Source organism: Nostoc sp. DedSLP04 (assembly GCF_034530775.1).
In the GTDB taxonomy this organism is placed as follows: domain Bacteria; phylum Cyanobacteriota; class Cyanobacteriia; order Cyanobacteriales; family Nostocaceae; genus Nostoc.
In genome coordinates, this window is the sequence record NZ_JAVRCL010000042.1 from 24070 (window position 1) to 41788 (window position 17719).

General features: G+C 41.5%; 12 protein-coding genes and 1 pseudogene. 11 read left to right on the forward strand and 2 right to left on the reverse strand.

Annotated elements, in window-relative coordinates; genetic code table 11:
- The first annotated feature begins 54 nt into the window (after positions 1-54).
- Positions 55-5103, forward strand: coding sequence for a hypothetical protein (locus RMX89_RS22455; protein WP_322690500.1), 5049 nt, complete (start codon positions 55-57; stop codon positions 5101-5103).
- 110 nt (positions 5104-5213) lie between these two features.
- On the opposite strand, the gene RMX89_RS22460 is transcribed toward RMX89_RS22455, so the two are convergent.
- A complete protein-coding gene (locus RMX89_RS22460; protein WP_322690501.1) occupies positions 5214-5561 on the reverse strand; it encodes a hypothetical protein in 348 nt (115 codons plus the stop codon).
- Between the two features lie 787 nt (positions 5562-6348).
- Here RMX89_RS22460 and RMX89_RS22465 point away from each other — a divergent pair.
- From RMX89_RS22465 to RMX89_RS22510, 10 genes are all read left to right on the forward strand, one after another.
- Complete coding sequence (locus tag RMX89_RS22465) at positions 6349-7185, forward strand: photosystem II manganese-stabilizing polypeptide (RefSeq protein ID WP_322674402.1); 837 nt, start codon at positions 6349-6351, stop codon at positions 7183-7185.
- Between the two features lie 767 nt (positions 7186-7952).
- Positions 7953-8729 (forward strand): RNA polymerase sigma factor SigF, encoded by a 777-nt coding sequence (locus RMX89_RS22470; protein ID WP_322674403.1) that lies wholly within the window; start codon positions 7953-7955, stop codon positions 8727-8729.
- Positions 8730-8892: 163 nt separating this feature from the next.
- Positions 8893-9780, forward strand: coding sequence for a hypothetical protein (locus tag RMX89_RS22475; RefSeq protein WP_322690502.1), 888 nt, complete (start codon positions 8893-8895; stop codon positions 9778-9780).
- Between the two features lie 2 nt (positions 9781-9782).
- On the forward strand, positions 9783-10031 hold the full coding sequence (locus RMX89_RS22480) for a hypothetical protein (protein WP_322682509.1): 249 nt from the start codon (positions 9783-9785) through the stop codon (positions 10029-10031).
- 397 nt (positions 10032-10428) lie between these two features.
- Positions 10429-11712 (forward strand): serine hydroxymethyltransferase, encoded by a 1284-nt coding sequence (glyA, locus tag RMX89_RS22485; protein WP_322682510.1) that lies wholly within the window; start codon positions 10429-10431, stop codon positions 11710-11712.
- A 117-nt stretch (positions 11713-11829) separates the two neighbouring features.
- On the forward strand, positions 11830-13080 hold the full coding sequence (locus tag RMX89_RS22490; protein WP_322690503.1) for a competence/damage-inducible protein A: 1251 nt from the start codon (positions 11830-11832) through the stop codon (positions 13078-13080).
- Between the two features lie 49 nt (positions 13081-13129).
- Complete coding sequence (locus tag RMX89_RS22495) at positions 13130-13378, forward strand: CopG family transcriptional regulator (protein ID WP_322690504.1); 249 nt, start codon at positions 13130-13132, stop codon at positions 13376-13378.
- 399 nt (positions 13379-13777) lie between these two features.
- A complete protein-coding gene (locus RMX89_RS22500; RefSeq protein WP_322674408.1) occupies positions 13778-14221 on the forward strand; it encodes a hypothetical protein in 444 nt (147 codons plus the stop codon).
- Positions 14222-14957: 736 nt separating this feature from the next.
- Positions 14958-16865, forward strand: coding sequence for a 1-deoxy-D-xylulose-5-phosphate synthase (gene dxs / locus RMX89_RS22505; RefSeq protein WP_322690505.1), 1908 nt, complete (start codon positions 14958-14960; stop codon positions 16863-16865).
- A 54-nt stretch (positions 16866-16919) separates the two neighbouring features.
- Positions 16920-17048 (forward strand): hypothetical protein, encoded by a 129-nt coding sequence (locus tag RMX89_RS22510; RefSeq protein ID WP_322690506.1) that lies wholly within the window; start codon positions 16920-16922, stop codon positions 17046-17048.
- Between the two features lie 98 nt (positions 17049-17146).
- Here the strand turns inward: RMX89_RS22510 and RMX89_RS22515 are convergent.
- Positions 17147-17356, reverse strand: a pseudogene (locus tag RMX89_RS22515) (hypothetical protein); the annotation flags it as partial.
- Positions 17357-17719 lie beyond the last annotated feature (363 nt).

Genomic DNA, 17719 nt, shown 5'->3' on the forward strand with positions numbered 1-17719 from the left:
AACAAATGACCAATGCCCCATATCCAATGCCCCATATCCAATGCCCCATATCCAATGACTAATGACAAACAGCTACGCGTCTACACCAAAGAAAATCAGCATACTTTACAAAGATTGATTAGAGCGATCGCACTTTCCGAAGGTCAATTTGCTCTGATTTTAGTTCGATGCAACTATGGGCGATTACGCGAGCAAATGTTAGAGAATATTCGCTCGAACACTAAAGAAATTTATATCAGAGAAATCGTTCTCAATCCATCAACTACTTCTTTACACAGCACAATAATTTCAGAACTATCTTTAGATAATCCTGCCGTCCTTACAGACTCTTTACCGTCTGCTGTAATGATTTTCGGTATTGAATCAACTACCGACCTAGAAAACTTACTTACAGGTATCAACCAAGCACGAGATATCTATGCTGCTACTTTTCCATTTCCAGTCGTGTTGTGGCTACAGGATGAAGTAGCATCATTGCTTTCAAGATTAGCGCCTGATTTCAAAAGCTGGGCTGCAACCACTATCAAATTTGAAATGGCCAAAGCAGATTTAATTGCTTTGATATCTCAAGAGGAAGAATCTTTATTTGAAAAAGTTTTAGAAGCAGGTGCTGAAACGTTTTTATCTAATGCCTTCCTAGATTTAGATCCTAAGTCGCAACACCGCCACGAAATAGAATCAGCACGTAATGATTTACTACGCCTATATAACGTTAAATTAACACCAGGATTAGAAGCTAGTTTAGAATTTGTGTTGGGGCGAGATAAATACGCCAACGATCAAATTAATGGTGCTTTAGCCAATTATCAAAGAAGCCTAGCATTATGGCAGCAAGAAGCTAGGAGAATAGCAGAGTGGGAGAGTAATTCTTCTTTGCCCTTCTCATGTCCTCATCCTATGCCCCCCTCATCTTTACTCAAGCAAGCAATAGTACTATTCCACTTGGGGCTTTGTTATCACCGAATGGCAGATTTATATCAGAATACTAGTAGCTATTGCGAACATGCTCTGCTGTGGTTTAAACAATGCTTAGAGCTATTGGAGGAGGTACAAAGAGAAGACTTAGTTGCTAAATTCATTTTGCCTGCTTGTGAAATGCTGCAACGCTTACAAGCTTGGGATGACTTAAAAGAATTAGCTCAAAAGTCATTAAACCTACATAAAACTTATGGAACTCCCGCACAAGTTGCTCAAAATTATGGATTTTTGGCAAATGTGGCGGCTTCGGAATCGAATTGGGTACTGGCTCATGAATTAGCAAATACAGCACTTTCTATTTCCGAAGAAGTAACACAAGTCTCTCTGCGAGACGCTTTGCGAAGACGACGACAAGAAAGTTGGTATCTTCTGTTGCTAGCACGCACACAACGGCATTTGGGTGAGTGCGAGGAAGCTATCAATAACTTGGAATGGGCAAGGGTAGTTTGTGAGCTACAACATCAGCCATTACTATACTTAGAGATTTTAGAGGAACTGCGATCACTTTACTTTTTTGAGTGTCATAACTATACAGAAGCCTTTAAGCTGAAGCAAGAAAAAATTAAAATAGAACATCAGTATGGCTTTCGTGCCTTTATCGGAGCAAGTCAATTACAGCCACAACGCCCTAGAATTAACCCAGTACTAGAACCTCAGAAAATACCGTTTATTCCTGAAGAAATTGCTCAAGAGATATCTGCTTCTGGACGGCAACAAGATGTCAATCGCTTAATTGAAAGAATTGCCCGCGCTGACTACAAACTCACAGTTATTTATGGGCCATCTGGTGTAGGGAAAAGTTCAATTCTCAAAGCTGGTTTAGTCCCAGCACTCAAGGGAAAAGTTATTGGTGAACGTATTCCTATACCGATTGTTTTGTCTGTTTATACTGATTGGATAACAATCTTGAGTAGCAGTATCAACCAAGCATTAGCATACACAGGAATATCGGTTAATATTGACTCTACACCTACCATAATACTAGAAAGAATTCGGCTAGCATCTGAGCGCAATTATACAATAGTTATCATATTAGACCAGTTTGAAGAATTTTTCTTTGTTAATAATCCTCCTACACAAAGAATAGAATTTTATAAATTTTTTAGTGAATGTTTAAATATTTCTTATGTAAAAATTATTCTTTCATTACGAGAAGATTATTTACATCATTTGTTAGAGTTTGAACGTTTGAGTCAGAAAAATAGTACTGGCTTATATGATTTAGGAGTAATTAATAAAAATATCCTTGATAAGGATATTCGCTACTATTTAGGAAAATTCTCTAGCCGAGATGCCAAAGCCATAATTCACAGCCTTACTCAACGTTCACATTATGAACTAAGTGAAGAATTGATTAACCGATTAGTCCAGGATTTGACAGGAGAACTAGACGAAGTACATCCAATTGAATTACAAATAGTCGGCGCTCAACTACAAATAGAAAACATTACGACACTTGCAGAATATAAGCTTTGTGGTGGCTCGGCAAAATTAGTGGAACGCTGGTTAGGGGAAGTTATCAAAGACTGCGGTCAAGAGAACGAAGATTTAAGTTGGAAATTATTATTTGAATTAACAGATGAAAAGGGGACGCGACCTTTAAAAACTAAAGCTGATTTAGCAGCTGCATTAGTTAATAATTATGATATAGATACGATATCAAGCTTTGACAAAGTTGGAGAACTGATTTTAGAAATATTGGTGGGTTCAGGCTTGGTATTGCGAGTCAGAGAAGAGTTAGGCGATCGCTACCAGTTGGTTCACGATTATTTAGTTGAACCAATTCGCCAAAAGAACAACTATGGTATGCTCGCTGAATTAGAAAAAATCAAACTTGAAAAAACTAGAGCCGAAGCAGCCCAACAACTTAGTCAAAAGCAACTAAATTTGGTATTGCAACGACGATTGCGGGAAGCACGGATAGCAGGTGCAATCCTAGCAATTATGGGAGGAACAATAGCAGCGTTATGGTGGCAAGCCGACTTACAAAAAAGAGCAGCAATCCGCCAAACTCTACGAGCTGAACGTAGTGAAACCAACTTGAAAATTAGTGGAATCGCTGCTGCTAGCGAAGCTCTGTTTGCATCTAATAAAGAATTTGATGCCTTATTAGAAGGTTTGCGGGCTTGGAGAAAACTGAAACAAGCAGAGATCGTGCAGCCAGATACCCGAATGCGGGTGGTAACAGCCTTACAACAAGCAGTTTACGGGGTAACTGAGGTTAACCGTCTGGAAGGGCACACTGATGTTGTCTGGGGAGTAACTTTTAGCCCAGATGGTCAGTTGCTAGCATCAGGCAGTAAAGATAAAACAGTGAAACTTTGGCGTCCTGACGGTACCTTACTCCAAACCCTTAAAGGTCACACTGGTGCTGTTACCTGTGTAAGTTTCAGCCCTGATGGTCAAACTCTAGCATCCGCCAGCATTGACAAAACAGTGCAAATCTGGCACAAAAACCCGGTTACAGATGAATTTGACCCTAAACCATATAAAACCCTGAAAGGATACGGAGATTCGGTTGACAGCGTTAATTTCAGTCCTGATGGTGAGTTGTTAGCTACTGGCGGTAAGGATACAACTGTAAAACTCTGGCACAAAGACGGTAGCTTAGTAAAAATACTGAGAGGACATCGAGGGTGGGTTAACTGGGTAAACTTTAGTCCCGATGGTCAATTCATCGCCTCGGCCAGCGACGATAAAACAGTAAAAATCTGGCGACGGGACGGTAGCCTTGTTACAACTTTGCAGGGACATCAACAAGCTGTGATGATAGCTGTTTTCAGCCCAGACGGTAAATTCTTGGCCTCAACAGGTCGAGATAAAACAGTGAAACTTTGGCTCAGGGAAAGTAACAGCACTAAACACAGTTTTGACTTTCGTCCTTACAAAACTTTACGGCAGCATCGCAGTACAGTGTGGAGTTTGAGCTTTAGTTCCGATAGTAAAAAGTTAGCTTCCGCAGGTGAAGATAAAACCATAAACCTCTGGAGTATTACTGGTACTTTACTCAAAACCTTCAAAGGACACAGCGATGATGTTGTCAGTTTAGCTTTCAGTCCAAAAAACAAATTGCTAGCTTCAGGAAGTTTCGACAAAAGTATAAAACTATGGAGTTTAGATGCTCCAAGACCGTCTATTCTTCAAGGGCATCGGAAGCGAGTTTTGAGCGTTGCTTGGAGTCCCGATGGCCGGATGCTAGCTTCTGGTAGTCGCGATCGCACTGTCAAACTTTGGCAACGATACACCACCAATGGCGAGGTCAAAACTCGACTTTACAAAACTTTGGTGGGGCACAAAAATGAAGTTACTAGTGTCAGTTTTGACCCCAAAGGTGAAATGCTGGCTTCAGGAAGTTTTGACAAAACAGTGAAACTTTGGCGGTTAGACGGTACTTTAATCATGACTCTCCACGGGCATAGTAATAGTGTGATGAGCGTGAATTTCAGTCCTGATGGTCAGTTTTTGGCTTCAGCTAGCAAAGATAAAACAGTGAAACTTTGGGATCGTGAGGGCAAGTTGCTCAAAACCTTAGTGGGGCATCAGGATGCTGTAAATAGTGTAAACTTCAGCCATAATAGTCAAGTTTTAGCCTCTGCCAGTGATGACCAAACTGTTAAACTTTGGCAACGGGATGGTACATTGTTAAAAACTTTCTCACCCCATAACAGCTGGGTGACAGGTGTCAGCTTTAGTCCCACTGACGAGTTACTGGCTTCTGCCAGCTGGGATAACACCGTAAAACTGTGGCGACGGGATGGGACGTTATTAAAAACCTTATTAAAAGGGTACAGCGATAGCGTCAATGCCGTGACTTTCAGCCCCAATGGTGAATTACTCGCCGCCGCCAATTGGGACAGTACAGTGAAACTCTGGAGTCCTGAAGGCAAGTTAATTAAAAGTCTTAATGGACATCGCGCTGGGGTATTAAGTGTCAGTTTTAGCCCAGATGGTCAAACACTAGCATCAGCAAGTACTGACAACACGATAATTCTGTGGAATTTAAATCTTGACGACCTGCTTGTTCGTGGTTGCGATTGGGTGAGTGATTACCTTAAGCACAACCGCAATCTTGAAGAGCGCGATCGCCTTCTTTGCGATGGGATAATCCGTACAAACCGTTTTTAATTACAAATTATGAATTAGGTTGAAGCCTCAATGAGCAACCGCTTTTAGTTTAGCGGTTGGTGAGGCGATCGGAGTTATTAATTCAAAGCTAGAAATAAATTTCGAGCTAATCAGCTAAAAGAGCGATCGCTCTCCAAAACTTCATGGCTATTTTCTTCGGGAGCCTCTTGTGGCAAATTTATTAAAAAGGCTTGTAGCCTCATGCGCTCAATGTAGGGCCAGCCTCCCTCAGACTCAATATCTTTCAGCAGTGAGTAAAGTTGGCGGCGGTTAACAGGCAAACTTTCTTGAAAAATCCCATCCCGGATCTCTCGGTGTAACTGCTCTAATTGCCGCAGCAAAGCCAAAAGAGCTACAGTATCGCCTTCACAACCTGTAGCGGCATCATACACCACAGTTGCAATCGCTTGCAGTTTACCAGACAACTTCTCTGATTCAATATTTTTGCGATCGTTCATGCCACCTTTTCCGTATAAATGAGGTCAACTCAAATTTACCGGAGATTTTTAATTTTCCCTAGTTTGTCAGTTGTCTCCATGTTACCGCATCTCCTGAGTTGCCCTAATTAGGGGTGAATATAACTAGATTTGTATCTTTATCAAAAGCAATTGCGATCGCTCCAAAAAGAGCGTAGTAACCTTTAGCATAGGCTTTACAGAAGCTAGATGCGATCGAGACGAGACTTTCTTGGATTTTGAGAACTTTGATTTTGAGTTAAAAAAAATCGTATGATCTGGCTGATTTACCCATCCAACAATGGGCTGTATGTAGTGGCGTCACATACATGATACAAAAAGACTTGGGCGACGACGCTTTTGCAATAAGCAAGAGCAAAGTGCGAAGCAGACACCCCTGTTTGCACTTTTCAAGGCACAAGCATTTATGCTTCTCTGTGTGAGGCTTACTCATACACTCGCCCAACTCCAAACAAATGCCACCAACAGTAAAACTGCTGGTTTTTTGCTCCCCTAGTAACACACATCCAAAATGGATGCAGTGTTCTACTTAGTCTGGGGTTTACACTCCAAGCTCAAGAGAGCGACACGTTTAACTACGTTTAGCAGAGAAAAGTTTGAGCAGCGTCTGACAACTAGACACCCGAACACTTGCTTCAACTCTCTTAATCAGAGCAAAGCCGTGTCCGAACAAAGGTAGCTTTTTGCAGAGTAGCGGCTTCTCATCAGAGATCAAAGCTTCGATGCAGTTTTACAACTTAGATATTAATTTTTGAGATTGAGGTTGACCATGAGGTATCGCGCTTTAATTGTTGCATTCTTGGCTTTGTGCCTGGGGCTAATAACCGCTTGTAGTGATGCTCCTACTACCAGTAGTGGTAGAGATGTACTCACTTACGATCAAATTCGCGGCACTGGCTTGGCTAACAAATGCCCCCAACTAGGAGAAACACGCCGTGGCTCCATTCCCATTGATTCTAGCCAGTCTTATACCATCAAAGAACTTTGCTTGGAACCAACTAGCTTCTTCATCAAAGAAGAACCTGCTAATAAACGCCAAGAAGCAGAATTTGTTGCCGGCAAATTGTTGACCAGATACACTTCCACTATTGACCAGGTGCAAGGTAATCTAAAAGTTAACGCAGATAATAGCCTGACCTTTACGGAAACTGATGGTCTTGACTTCCAAGCCATCACTGTGCAACTTCCTGGTGGTGAGCGAGTACCTTTCCTCTTCACCATCAAAAATTTGGTTGCTCAAAGCCAACCCAGCTTGACCAGTATTAACACCTCTACGGACTTTGAAGGCAGCTTTAAAGTCCCTTCCTATCGTGGTGCTGCCTTCCTAGATCCTAAAGGTCGTGGTGTCGTCAGTGGCTACGATAATGCTGTTGCTCTCCCCGCCCAAGCAGATGATGAACAACTTACCCGCACTAACGTCAAGCGTGCTGAAAATCTCAATGGCAAGATTTCTCTGCAAATCGCTAAAATAGACGGTTCTAGCGGTGAAATTGCTGGCACTTTCGAGAGCGAACAGCCATCTGATACAGATTTAGGTGCTGGCGAACCTAAAGAAGTCAAGATTCGCGGTCTATTTTATGGACGGGTTGAATCGATTCGTGGCTAAATCCTTGAAAGTAAGGTAACTGACTGGCACTCAAAACGACAATTCTGTAACTATTCAGACTTGCTCGCAAAAGTTAAACTATCCACCCTCTTGAAAAAAGAGGGTAGATAGATTTTTAAAAAAATGGGGATAAAGGTAAATCTGAGTAAAATTATGGGCAAAATAGCCCTGGCAATTGAAAAAATTTTTATTCCTCAGTCTTATGGGTCACTTGATTTATCCCTTTAACCTTTTTCCTTTCATTAAAACACTATAGACTTAAGTACAAAAAAGGGTGAGATGCCCTTTTTTTATTGGCTTGCGTAAATATACATAATTTTTTTTAAATTATTAGTAATTTTTAATTATTGGATAAATTTTAGTGGAATGAGCACGTAATTTTACTGTGAATCCAACTTTTGCTTGTGAAATAAAAGCTGGACTACTGTTGTTTCGTTTATCTAAATTAACTTCATGATTAATTAACTCAAGTTAAGTACAATCTCGGTTTGATATTTAGTGATTAATTTTATATTTTATTTCTATGTGGTTCTAAAAAAGCTACAAGTCATATCAAAGATAAATAACCAACTAAATAATGATTTCGCCCATTTAAATTTTGCTCGATTGTCAAGTAACCTATGGAATTTTAATAGAAAGTCTTTATTATCTACCATAGTATTTGCTAGGAAATATATCGCAATATTTCATTTGATATCGTGCGATCGCAGCTGAATTTAAAAAGCGAATAATAATTGATTCTTTATTTGCTCAATAAACCCGGTGCTATGCCTACCACAGTCACCAATGAACTAAAGCACGAAATTTGGCAGTTGTTGCGAGAATATCAGCAATCTCCGTCAGAAAACATCCGCAATCAACTGGTAAAACTCAATTTTGGACTTGTGAGAAAAGAAGCTCACTATTGGACAAATCAATGTCATGAAACCTACGATGATTTGCTCCAGGTTGGATGTTTGGGTTTAATCAGAGCTATTGAAAGATTTGAAATTTCCAAGGGACATGCCTTCAGTTCCTACGCTCTTCCCTATATTCGGGGTGAAATTCAACACTATCTCCGAGATAAAGGTGTCACCGTACGAATTCCTCGGAAATGGTTAGCGCTCCAACAGCAAGCAATAGGAGTATCACGTTCTTGGCGTGAAAAACACAATCGGCAACCAACCGACTCGGAATTAGCCGCAGCACTGGAAATTTCTCCAAACGAATGGCAAGAAATTAAATTAGCATGGGTCAATCGCGCTCCCTTAAGTCTTGATGTGCCAATCCAAGATGGAGAAGAAGGTTCTACCTGCTTGGGAGAATTGGTTCCAGATCCTCACTATCGCAGCTTTCAACTGGCACAAGAAGACCAACTTCGCTTACAACAAGCTTTGGTTCAGCTAGAAAAACGCACCCGCGATGTGTTGGAATGTGTGTTTTTGCAAGATTTGACCCAAAAACAAGTCGCAGAACATCTGGGCATCAGTGTAGTAACGGTTTCCCGTCGAGTCAAGAAAGGACTGGATTTGATGAAAGAGCTTATGGGTGTGACAGAAGATTGACTGCAAAAAACAAACCGCAGTTATACTGGGTATGCAGTGCTAAAAATAACCCTTGAAATGTAAAAAATTAGGTTATAAAGGGAACATACTTTGCCTTTGATCCAAATTTTAGGCATTGTTTATTTTCACTTTTCAATTTTCCAATGGCTTTTGAGAAAGGCTCATGGGCATAACTTCAAAAATTACAATTGCAGCTATTCTAACTTTGGCGCTCGCCGGATGTGCTTCTGAAGATACACCACAAGCCATCAATCCTGTGCCAGTTCCCAAAATAGCAAAAAAGTCGCCACCAGCGGCTCAATCCTTTAAGAATCCAGTGATACCGGCTAAACAGGTCTCACAAGTTAATCTTGCATCTGTTAACTTGATTCAATCCACGAATGCTACAGAGCGGACACGGGAACTTGTGGTATCAAAAGCTAGAAGCGATCCTTTTGCACAACTTTTCGGGCAGACTATTCCCGGAATGGCTAAAACATCTGGAAGACCAGTTCCCGTGGTTCCTAAACTACCTACTGCATCACTAGCAGTACGAAAACTTCCAACACGCAGAATCGCTTTAAATCCAAAGAAAAACAACGTTTCTTCTGTACCAAAAAAAGTCAATCCTACTTTGACTTCAGTTGTACCAAAAAAAGTCAATCCTACTTTGACTTCAGTGTTGCCTAAAGTTTTGCCTCAAGTTGTTCCCAATCCCACTTTAGTCTCTGTATTACCACCACCAGCACAGCCTGAGTTAGCAAGGGCAGTAGTTGTGACTGGTGTAGTTCTAATTAGTAAAGAACCACAAGCAATTATCAAGGTACCGGATGAGCCGACAAGTCGGTATGTACAAGCGGGACAGCGATTAGCAAATGGTGTACTGATTAAACGTATTGAAATGAATCAGGGCTACAACCCCATCGTGATTTTGGAACAATATGGTATTGAAGTTGCCAAAATGGTAGGGGAAGGGACTGTCAAATCAACGTCGTCAGCTGCATCTGCTAGCGGCAATGCAATTTCAGTGACAACGCCCCCCCAAAATACGTTTAATGTGGGAGCTTCATAAAGATGGAGACTAAGGAAATTGAATTCGCTGGTTTGCCTTTAGCTGTTTATAGAGAAATAGCAGCTCATTTACGTCAAGTCGAAGGGGTGGAAGTGGATTTAATTCCCCAGTCATCCCAACAGTTTGATTACAATCAAAGTCAAATTGCTGGCTTGAGCCTCTCGTGGACAGCAAACTCTAGCTTAGAAAGTCGGCAACGAGTTAACCAGATTTTGGCTTACTATCAAAATCGCTATATGAATTCTATTTGATTTTTTGATTTGTGAGAATTGCAACCCGCGGAACCCCGACTTATTAAAGAAGTCGGGGTTCTTGTTGTTCATGAATCATGCTACAGAGCAGCGATGTCTCCGACGGGCTACGCCTACGCACTAAGCATTATTTAACATAGGTTCATAAACAATACTGTCTAACGACCTCACAACACCCAGCAAGGTGAGGATTTCAAAAAGCAACGTTATGATAATTAATGCATTAATCGAGCTTGGGTCTAATAATAAATTAAGTTGGCACAAATAAACCTCAATAGTACGGAGACGATTAATTGCCTCTGTACAGCAGTCAAAAACCATTGCTCTTGACTGTATATTTAGGGGCTGCGCCTAACCAAAATCAGCCGTTGTACAAATTTCCATAAGGATAATTCAAGTGACTAGGACTAATTCAGACTTTCTTTCTTCCAGCGATCCGGCGATCGCAGGGTTAATCAACGACGAACTACAGCGTCAGCAAGATCACTTGGAATTGATTGCTAGTGAAAACTTTACGTCTGCTGCTGTACTGGCGGCTCAAGGTTCGGTACTGACAAATAAATATGCTGAGGGATTACCTGGTAAACGCTACTATGGCGGTTGTGAGTTTATCGACAAAATCGAGCAACTAGCGATCGACCGTGCTAAACAGATATTTGGTGCGGCTCATGCGAATGTACAACCCCATTCTGGTGCACAAGCCAATTTTGCAGTATTTCTATCGCTGCTGGAACCAGGGGACAAAATTATGGGGATGGATTTGTCTCATGGGGGACATCTTACCCACGGTTCTCCTGTAAATTTTTCAGGTAAGTGGTTCCAAGTTAGCCACTACGGTGTCAGTCAACAAACAGAACAACTTGACTACGATCAAATTCGCGAGCTGGCGCTGAGGGAGCGTCCTAAGCTCTTGATTTGTGGTTATTCGGCTTATCCACGTGTAATTGACTTTGAAAAATTCCGTAGTATTGCTGATGAAATCGGCGCTTACTTACTCGCTGATATTGCTCACATTGCTGGTTTAGTTGCCACTGGTCTTCATCCCGACCCCATTCCTCACTGTCACGTGGTAACAACAACTACCCATAAGACTCTACGCGGCCCTAGAGGGGGTTTAATCTTGACTAGCGACGCAGAACTAGGTAAAAAGCTAGATAAATCTGTTTTTCCTGGCAGCCAAGGCGGGCCATTGGAACACGTGATTGCTGCCAAGGCAGTAGCTTTTGGAGAAGCCCTCAAACCTGAGTTTAAAACCTATTCTGCCCAAGTGATTGAAAATGCTCGTGCTTTGGCCGAACAACTGCAAAACCGTGGTTTAAAGTTAGTATCTAACGGCACTGACAATCATTTAATTTTGGTAGATTTACGATCTGTAAGTCTAACTGGTAAGCAGGCAGATCGGCTAGTCAGTAACGTGAATATTACTGCTAATAAGAATACTATTCCCTTCGATCCGCAGTCGCCATTTGTTACTAGCGGTCTGAGGTTAGGTTCGCCAGCAATGACCACGCGGGGCTTAGGAGTAGCAGAATTTACCGAGATTGCCAATATTATTAGCGATCGCTTACTTTCTCCAGATTCCGACGTAGTAACCCAAGATTGTCGTCAACGGGTAGCGGCATTGTGCGATCGCTTCCCCTTATATCCTCATCTGGAAATTCCTGTACCAGCATTAGCCTGAGATGATAGTTAGGAGTTAAGAGTTAAGAGTGATGAGTTTTAAGTTTTGAACTTTTAACTCTAACTCCTAACTCCAAACTCCTAACTCCTAATTCCAAACTCCTAACTATTCCTTCTAATGAGTGCAGAAATTATTTGTGTTGGTACTGAACTATTGCTAGGAGATATCCTCAACGGCAATGCTCAATTTTTGGCGCAACAATTAGCGCAACTAGGTATTCCCCACTACTATCAAACAGTGGTTGGGGATAATCCAGAACGGTTGAAGCAAGTTATAGAAATTGCTATTTCCAGAGCGCAAATTCTCATGTTCACTGGTGGACTCGGCCCCACACCAGACGATCTCACCTGTGAAACCATCGCCGATTTTTTTAAAGTCCCTTTGGTAGAACGTTCTGACATTATTGAAGACATAACGCAGAAATTTGCCCAACGTGGTCGGGTTATGTCACCAAGTAACCGCAAGCAGGCTTTGATTCCCCAAGGTGCAGAAATTCTCCCCAACCCTACTGGAACAGCACCCGGTATCATTTGGCAACCTCGTCCTGAAATCACGATTTTTACCTTTCCCGGTGTTCCCAGTGAAATGCATGTGATGTGGGAAGAAATAGCTGTGCCATTTCTCAAAAGTCAAGGTTGGGGTAAAGAAATTATTTACAGTCGGAGTTTAAAGTTTTGGGGTATTGGTGAATCTGCTTTAGCGGAAAAGGTTGCTTCGTATTTAAAGTTGCCAAATCCCACAGTCGCCCCTTATGCAGGTAAAGGGGAAGTTAGATTGCGAGTTTCTGCAAAAGCAAATTCAGAAGCAGCCTCAGAAGCCCTAATTGCGCCCATTGAAAAACAACTTAAAGAAATTGCCGGACTGGATTTTTATGGCGTTAATAATGATACTCTCGCTTCTGTAGTTGGTCAGTTGTTACGGGCATCAAAAGAAACGCTTTCAGTGGCAGAATCTTGTACTGGTGGCGGTTTAGGGCAAATGTTGACTGAAATTTCTGGGAGTTCTGATTACTTTTGGGGTGGAGTAATTTCTTATGACAATTCTGTGAAGGTTAGGCTGTTGGGGGTTAATCAGGAAGATTTAGATAAATTTGGAGCGGTAAGTGCTACTGTTGCAGAGCAAATGGCTGTTGGAGTCAAAACCCGCCTTGCAACAACTTGGGGACTGAGTATTACTGGAATTGCTGGCCCAACCGGAGGGACAGATACAAAGCCAGTGGGTTTAGTTTACATTGGTTTAGCCGGGCCAAACGATGAAGTGACAAGTTTTGAGTATCAGTTTGGTACTGTGCGAGGTCGAGCTTTAATTCGTCATGTGAGTGCAAATGCAGCGTTGGATAATTTGCGCCGGAAGTTGTTGACGAGGTAGCAGATATATTATGTTTGTCATACAGATTGTATGACAAACGAACCTAACGATGCGAATTAATGCACGATTAGATGACGAGTATGCCGATCGACTAGCCTTTATTCAACAGCAGACTAATCAAGCAGTAACGAATGTGATTAAGTCTGCTATTGCGTTGTATTACCAGCAGCTTCAGCAGGAACAAAAGAATGCGTTGTTGATGCTGACCCAAACAGGTTTTATTGGTTGCGGTTATACAGATTCGGATCTGTCTGTAAATTACAAGTCAATTCTGAGAGATGCCTTGAAAGCTAAGTAGATTTGTGTGATTTCTGCACCCCGGTTTCAAAGAATTTCTAATTGAAACTCAGCATTGGCTTTGTAGTAGGTGTACTACCGATCGGATGTTGGATTGGACTGAAGAAAAAATCAGAATGCAAACGCTCCAATCGTAAAAATTCAATTGCGATGGCGTAATCGCCCCTTGGAAGCGATCGCAAGTTAATTAACTGAAGGGCGATCGCGGATGTTCAAAAACTGTAAACTGTTTAATTTTACCTTGAATTCCCAAGAAATAATCTTTACTCAAAATTCAATCTATCAAAATAGTGAATTCATTTCATAACTATTGATGCCAGAACTTCTATCTAGGGATCGATATCGCTAACAAGCTAAATGAAGTAGAAATAGTATACTAAATCACATGAGATTGTATTGTATGAAATCCAATTATGTTGCAAAACAGCTTTCCACGGTAAAACGCTGGATGGCCACAGCGCTGTTTTGTATGTTAGCGATCGCTTTCGTTTGGCAAGGTGCATTTTTCTCGAACACCTCAGCAATGGCCGATCCTGCTGGAACCTTGATTGCATATGATGATGCAGATCGCGCTCAAGAGAAAGCTAGTAGAGATGCTGGACGAACCAAAAATTTCATTGATGATACAGCAGATAAAGTTAAGGACGCTGCCAAGAGCAATGCCAGTAAAGTTGACCAAGCAACAGACAATGGTAGCTTTATTGAGCGCAAAGCCAAAAAAGATGCCGCTACAATTCAGAAGAGAGCAAATGAAGATGCATCTCGGACTAAAGAAGCAGTAGACAATACCAAGAATGTTGTTGAACGTACTGTTGAAAACATTAAGGATGCTTTTGGTAAATAGAGATATAGCAATCCTATTGGATTTGTAAAAATCGAAAACTTTAAATTTCCGACTTCTTAAAGGGGTCGGAAATATTGTTGTTTGCTAGTAATTTCGGAAAATCTAAGGTTACATCAGCAATTTACAGGTAGTTAAACATTATGTTAGGGTAACACAGATAGCTCTGCATCCCCATAAGGTATTGTAATTAATGCCTCTTTTCCAGTTGCAGACTTTTAACGAGATATATACTAATAATAAATGAAGTTAGATAAAGTAATTAAGTAGCTTTAGATACATATTTATCACAGTTATAAGAATTAGCGATCGCTGATAAAATTAGCTGCTGTCACCGAAGAAGAGTAGAAACTCTAGTTAAATATTTACTAGCAATTATGCTAGATATATAGCTGTAAACAAAATATTTGATTTTCTTTTGTACTAACTTAAGATGGCAAAAGTGAGTAATCTGCTTAATGAACTTCCGCAAATTGCTCTTCAAAAACTTATTTTTATATACGCATCGCAGGCATTTTATAAGTAGCATTACCCACGTAAAAATGTGTTATAAATTTAACTGATTGCAATCTTATTTGACGAATTGTTAATGGTTAACAAATTTTTCACTATCATCAATTAAGAAGTTATACTTTCCACTACAACTTAGTAACAATGTAAGAGTTTGATTCTGTAGACAACCCGACCGTGGGAAAATCAAAATACCGAGACTCGAAGTTAGAGAGGAAAACCTTATAATATGCATCTGAGCGAAATCACCCATCCTAATCAGTTGCACGGTTTATCTGTTCGCCAACTGCAACAGATTGCCCGTCAGATTCGAGATAAGCATCTTCAAACAGTAGCAGTTAATGGTGGACACTTAGGGCCAGGGTTGGGTGTTGTCGAATTAACACTAGGACTTTACCAAACACTGGACTTAGATCGGGATAAAGTTATTTGGGATGTAGGACACCAGGCTTATCCCCACAAACTGCTTACAGGACGTTACGATCGCTTCCACACCCTCAGACAAAAGGACGGAGTTGCAGGCTATCTCAAACGGGGTGAAAACAAGTTTGACCACTTTGGGGCTGGACACGCTTCTACAAGTATTTCAGCAGCTTTGGGTATGGCTTTAGCGCGAGACTTGAAAGGGGAAAAATTTAAAGCCGTTGCTGTGATTGGGGATGGGGCACTAACTGGCGGCATGGCTTTAGAAGCCATCAACCATGCCGGACACATGCCGAAAACCAACCTGTTGGTTGTTCTCAATGACAACGACATGTCCATATCTCGCAACGTCGGCGCGATTCCCCGCTATCTCAACAAAATGCGCCTCAGCCAACCGGTGCAATTTATTAAAGATAATCTTGAGGAACAGTTTAAGCAAATCCCCTTCGTGGGCGAATCCCTCTCACCCGAACTCGGACGCATCAAAGAAGGTATGAAGCGTTTGGCTGTTCCGAAGGTAGGTGCAGTTTTTGAAGAACTCGGCTTTACTTACATTGGGCCAGTGGATGGGCATAATCTCGAAGAATTGATTGCCACCTTCCAACAAGCACATCAGATACCAGGCCCAGTTTTGGTACATGTAGCAACAGTAAAAGGCAAAGGTTATGAAATTGCCGAACTAGATCAAGTTGGCTACCACGCCCAAAGCCCCTTCAACGTCGCAACTGGCAAAGCCATTCCTTCTAATAAACCCAAACCTCCGGCTTATGCCAAAGTCTTTTCTCACACTCTGGTAAAACTTGCCGAACAAAATCCGAAAATCATCGGGATTACTGCGGCTATGGCAACGGGGACAGGTTTAGATAAACTTCAAGCAAAATTGCCCAATCAATATGTTGATGTGGGCATTGCGGAACAACACGCAATTACCCTAGCAGCAGGACTTGCAAGCGAAGGGATGCGCCCTGTAGCAGCTATTTATTCCACCTTCTTGCAACGCGCCTACGACCAGATAATTCATGATGTCTGCATCCAAAACCTGCCAGTATTCTTCTGCTTGGATCGGGCGGGAATCGTCGGATCTGATGGCCCCACCCATCAAGGTATGTATGATATTGCCTATCTGCGTTGCATTCCTAACATGGTAATCATGGCCCCCAAAGACGAGGCAGAACTGCAAAGCATGGTAGTAACTGGCGTTAATCATACCAGCGGCCCGATCGCAATGCGCTACCCTCGTGGCAATGGCTACGGCGTTCCCTTGATGGAGGAAGGCTGGGAACCTTTGGAAATCGGCAAAGGTGAGATTCTGCGTACAGGCGATGATGTGTTAATTGTTGCTTATGGCACAATGGTCTATCCAGGAATGCAAGCTGCGGAAATTCTCAGCGAACACGGCATTGAAGCAACTGTAATTAATGCCCGTTTCGTTAAGCCTTTAGATACCGAGTTGATTTTGCCTTTAGCGAAGAAAATCAGCCGCGTTGTCACCTTAGAAGAAGGCTGTGTAATGGGTGGCTTTGGTAGTGCGATCGCCGAGGCTTTACTAGATGCAGATATTCTCGTTCCTGTCAAGCGATTTGGTGTACCAGATGTATTGGTAGATCATGCTGAACCCAATGAATCTAAGACAGAACTAGGTTTAACCAGTCATCAAATAGCAGAGAGAGTATTGCAAGCTTTCTTTAAGCGGCAACTATCTGCTGTGGTTTAGTTTACTTATCAACGGTATTATCTAAAAATAACCCCTGTTATAGGGGTTATTTTTGTGAGAATATTAGCGATCGCTGGACTTTCAGAATTTCGTATCCCTCGCGAATTTAACAACTTATTTGATTTCCAAAAAGCCGCCGTACAGCTAGCAGCACGTCATGTAACTAGGCGTGGCGGCGTGTGAAGAATCTACCGCAGCGATACCCAGAGATAAACAGCATCACGAGTTAGTAAATAAGAGTGCTGAATTGATTGCTGAAGATTGTCTTCTGATTTTGCTTAAATTTCTATATGGATTAATAGCCAAATTTCTTGTTCTTGAATTTGCCAGACTTTAACTAATTTATCTGCATATCTCCTACCTTGTTCTGCTTCGCGGGCTATTTGTTGAAATTCCTTATCAAGAAATTTGTGGGGACGTTCTCAATTAATTATTTCTGCTGTTTGGGGAAAGAACAATTGCATTGCTTGGGCAAAGTAAGCTTCTAAAATTTATTTCCACAGGCTATTATTGTCTGCTCTTTCCAGTTCTTCTGTCATCAGTTTATTGCTATACCATTTAGAAATCCTAAATTATTTGTGAACAACAAGATACTCGACTTCTTGCAGAAGCTCTAAAGGGCGGTTAGAAACGGCATCTACACAGACAAAACCCACCTTTGTGAATTTCAAAGCCTCAATTGTTCTTTAGTCTATGTTCGCGTAGCATTCCGCAGTAAAAGTAGACTTGCTTTGTATAACTGCGAATTCTATTTGCTTTGGCTCTAAGTTGACTTTTGCTTGTGGAAAATACTGAAATAAGAAAGCAAACTGGGGTTTGAGAAAGTAAAAGCTGATTTGACTTGCGGAAAACAC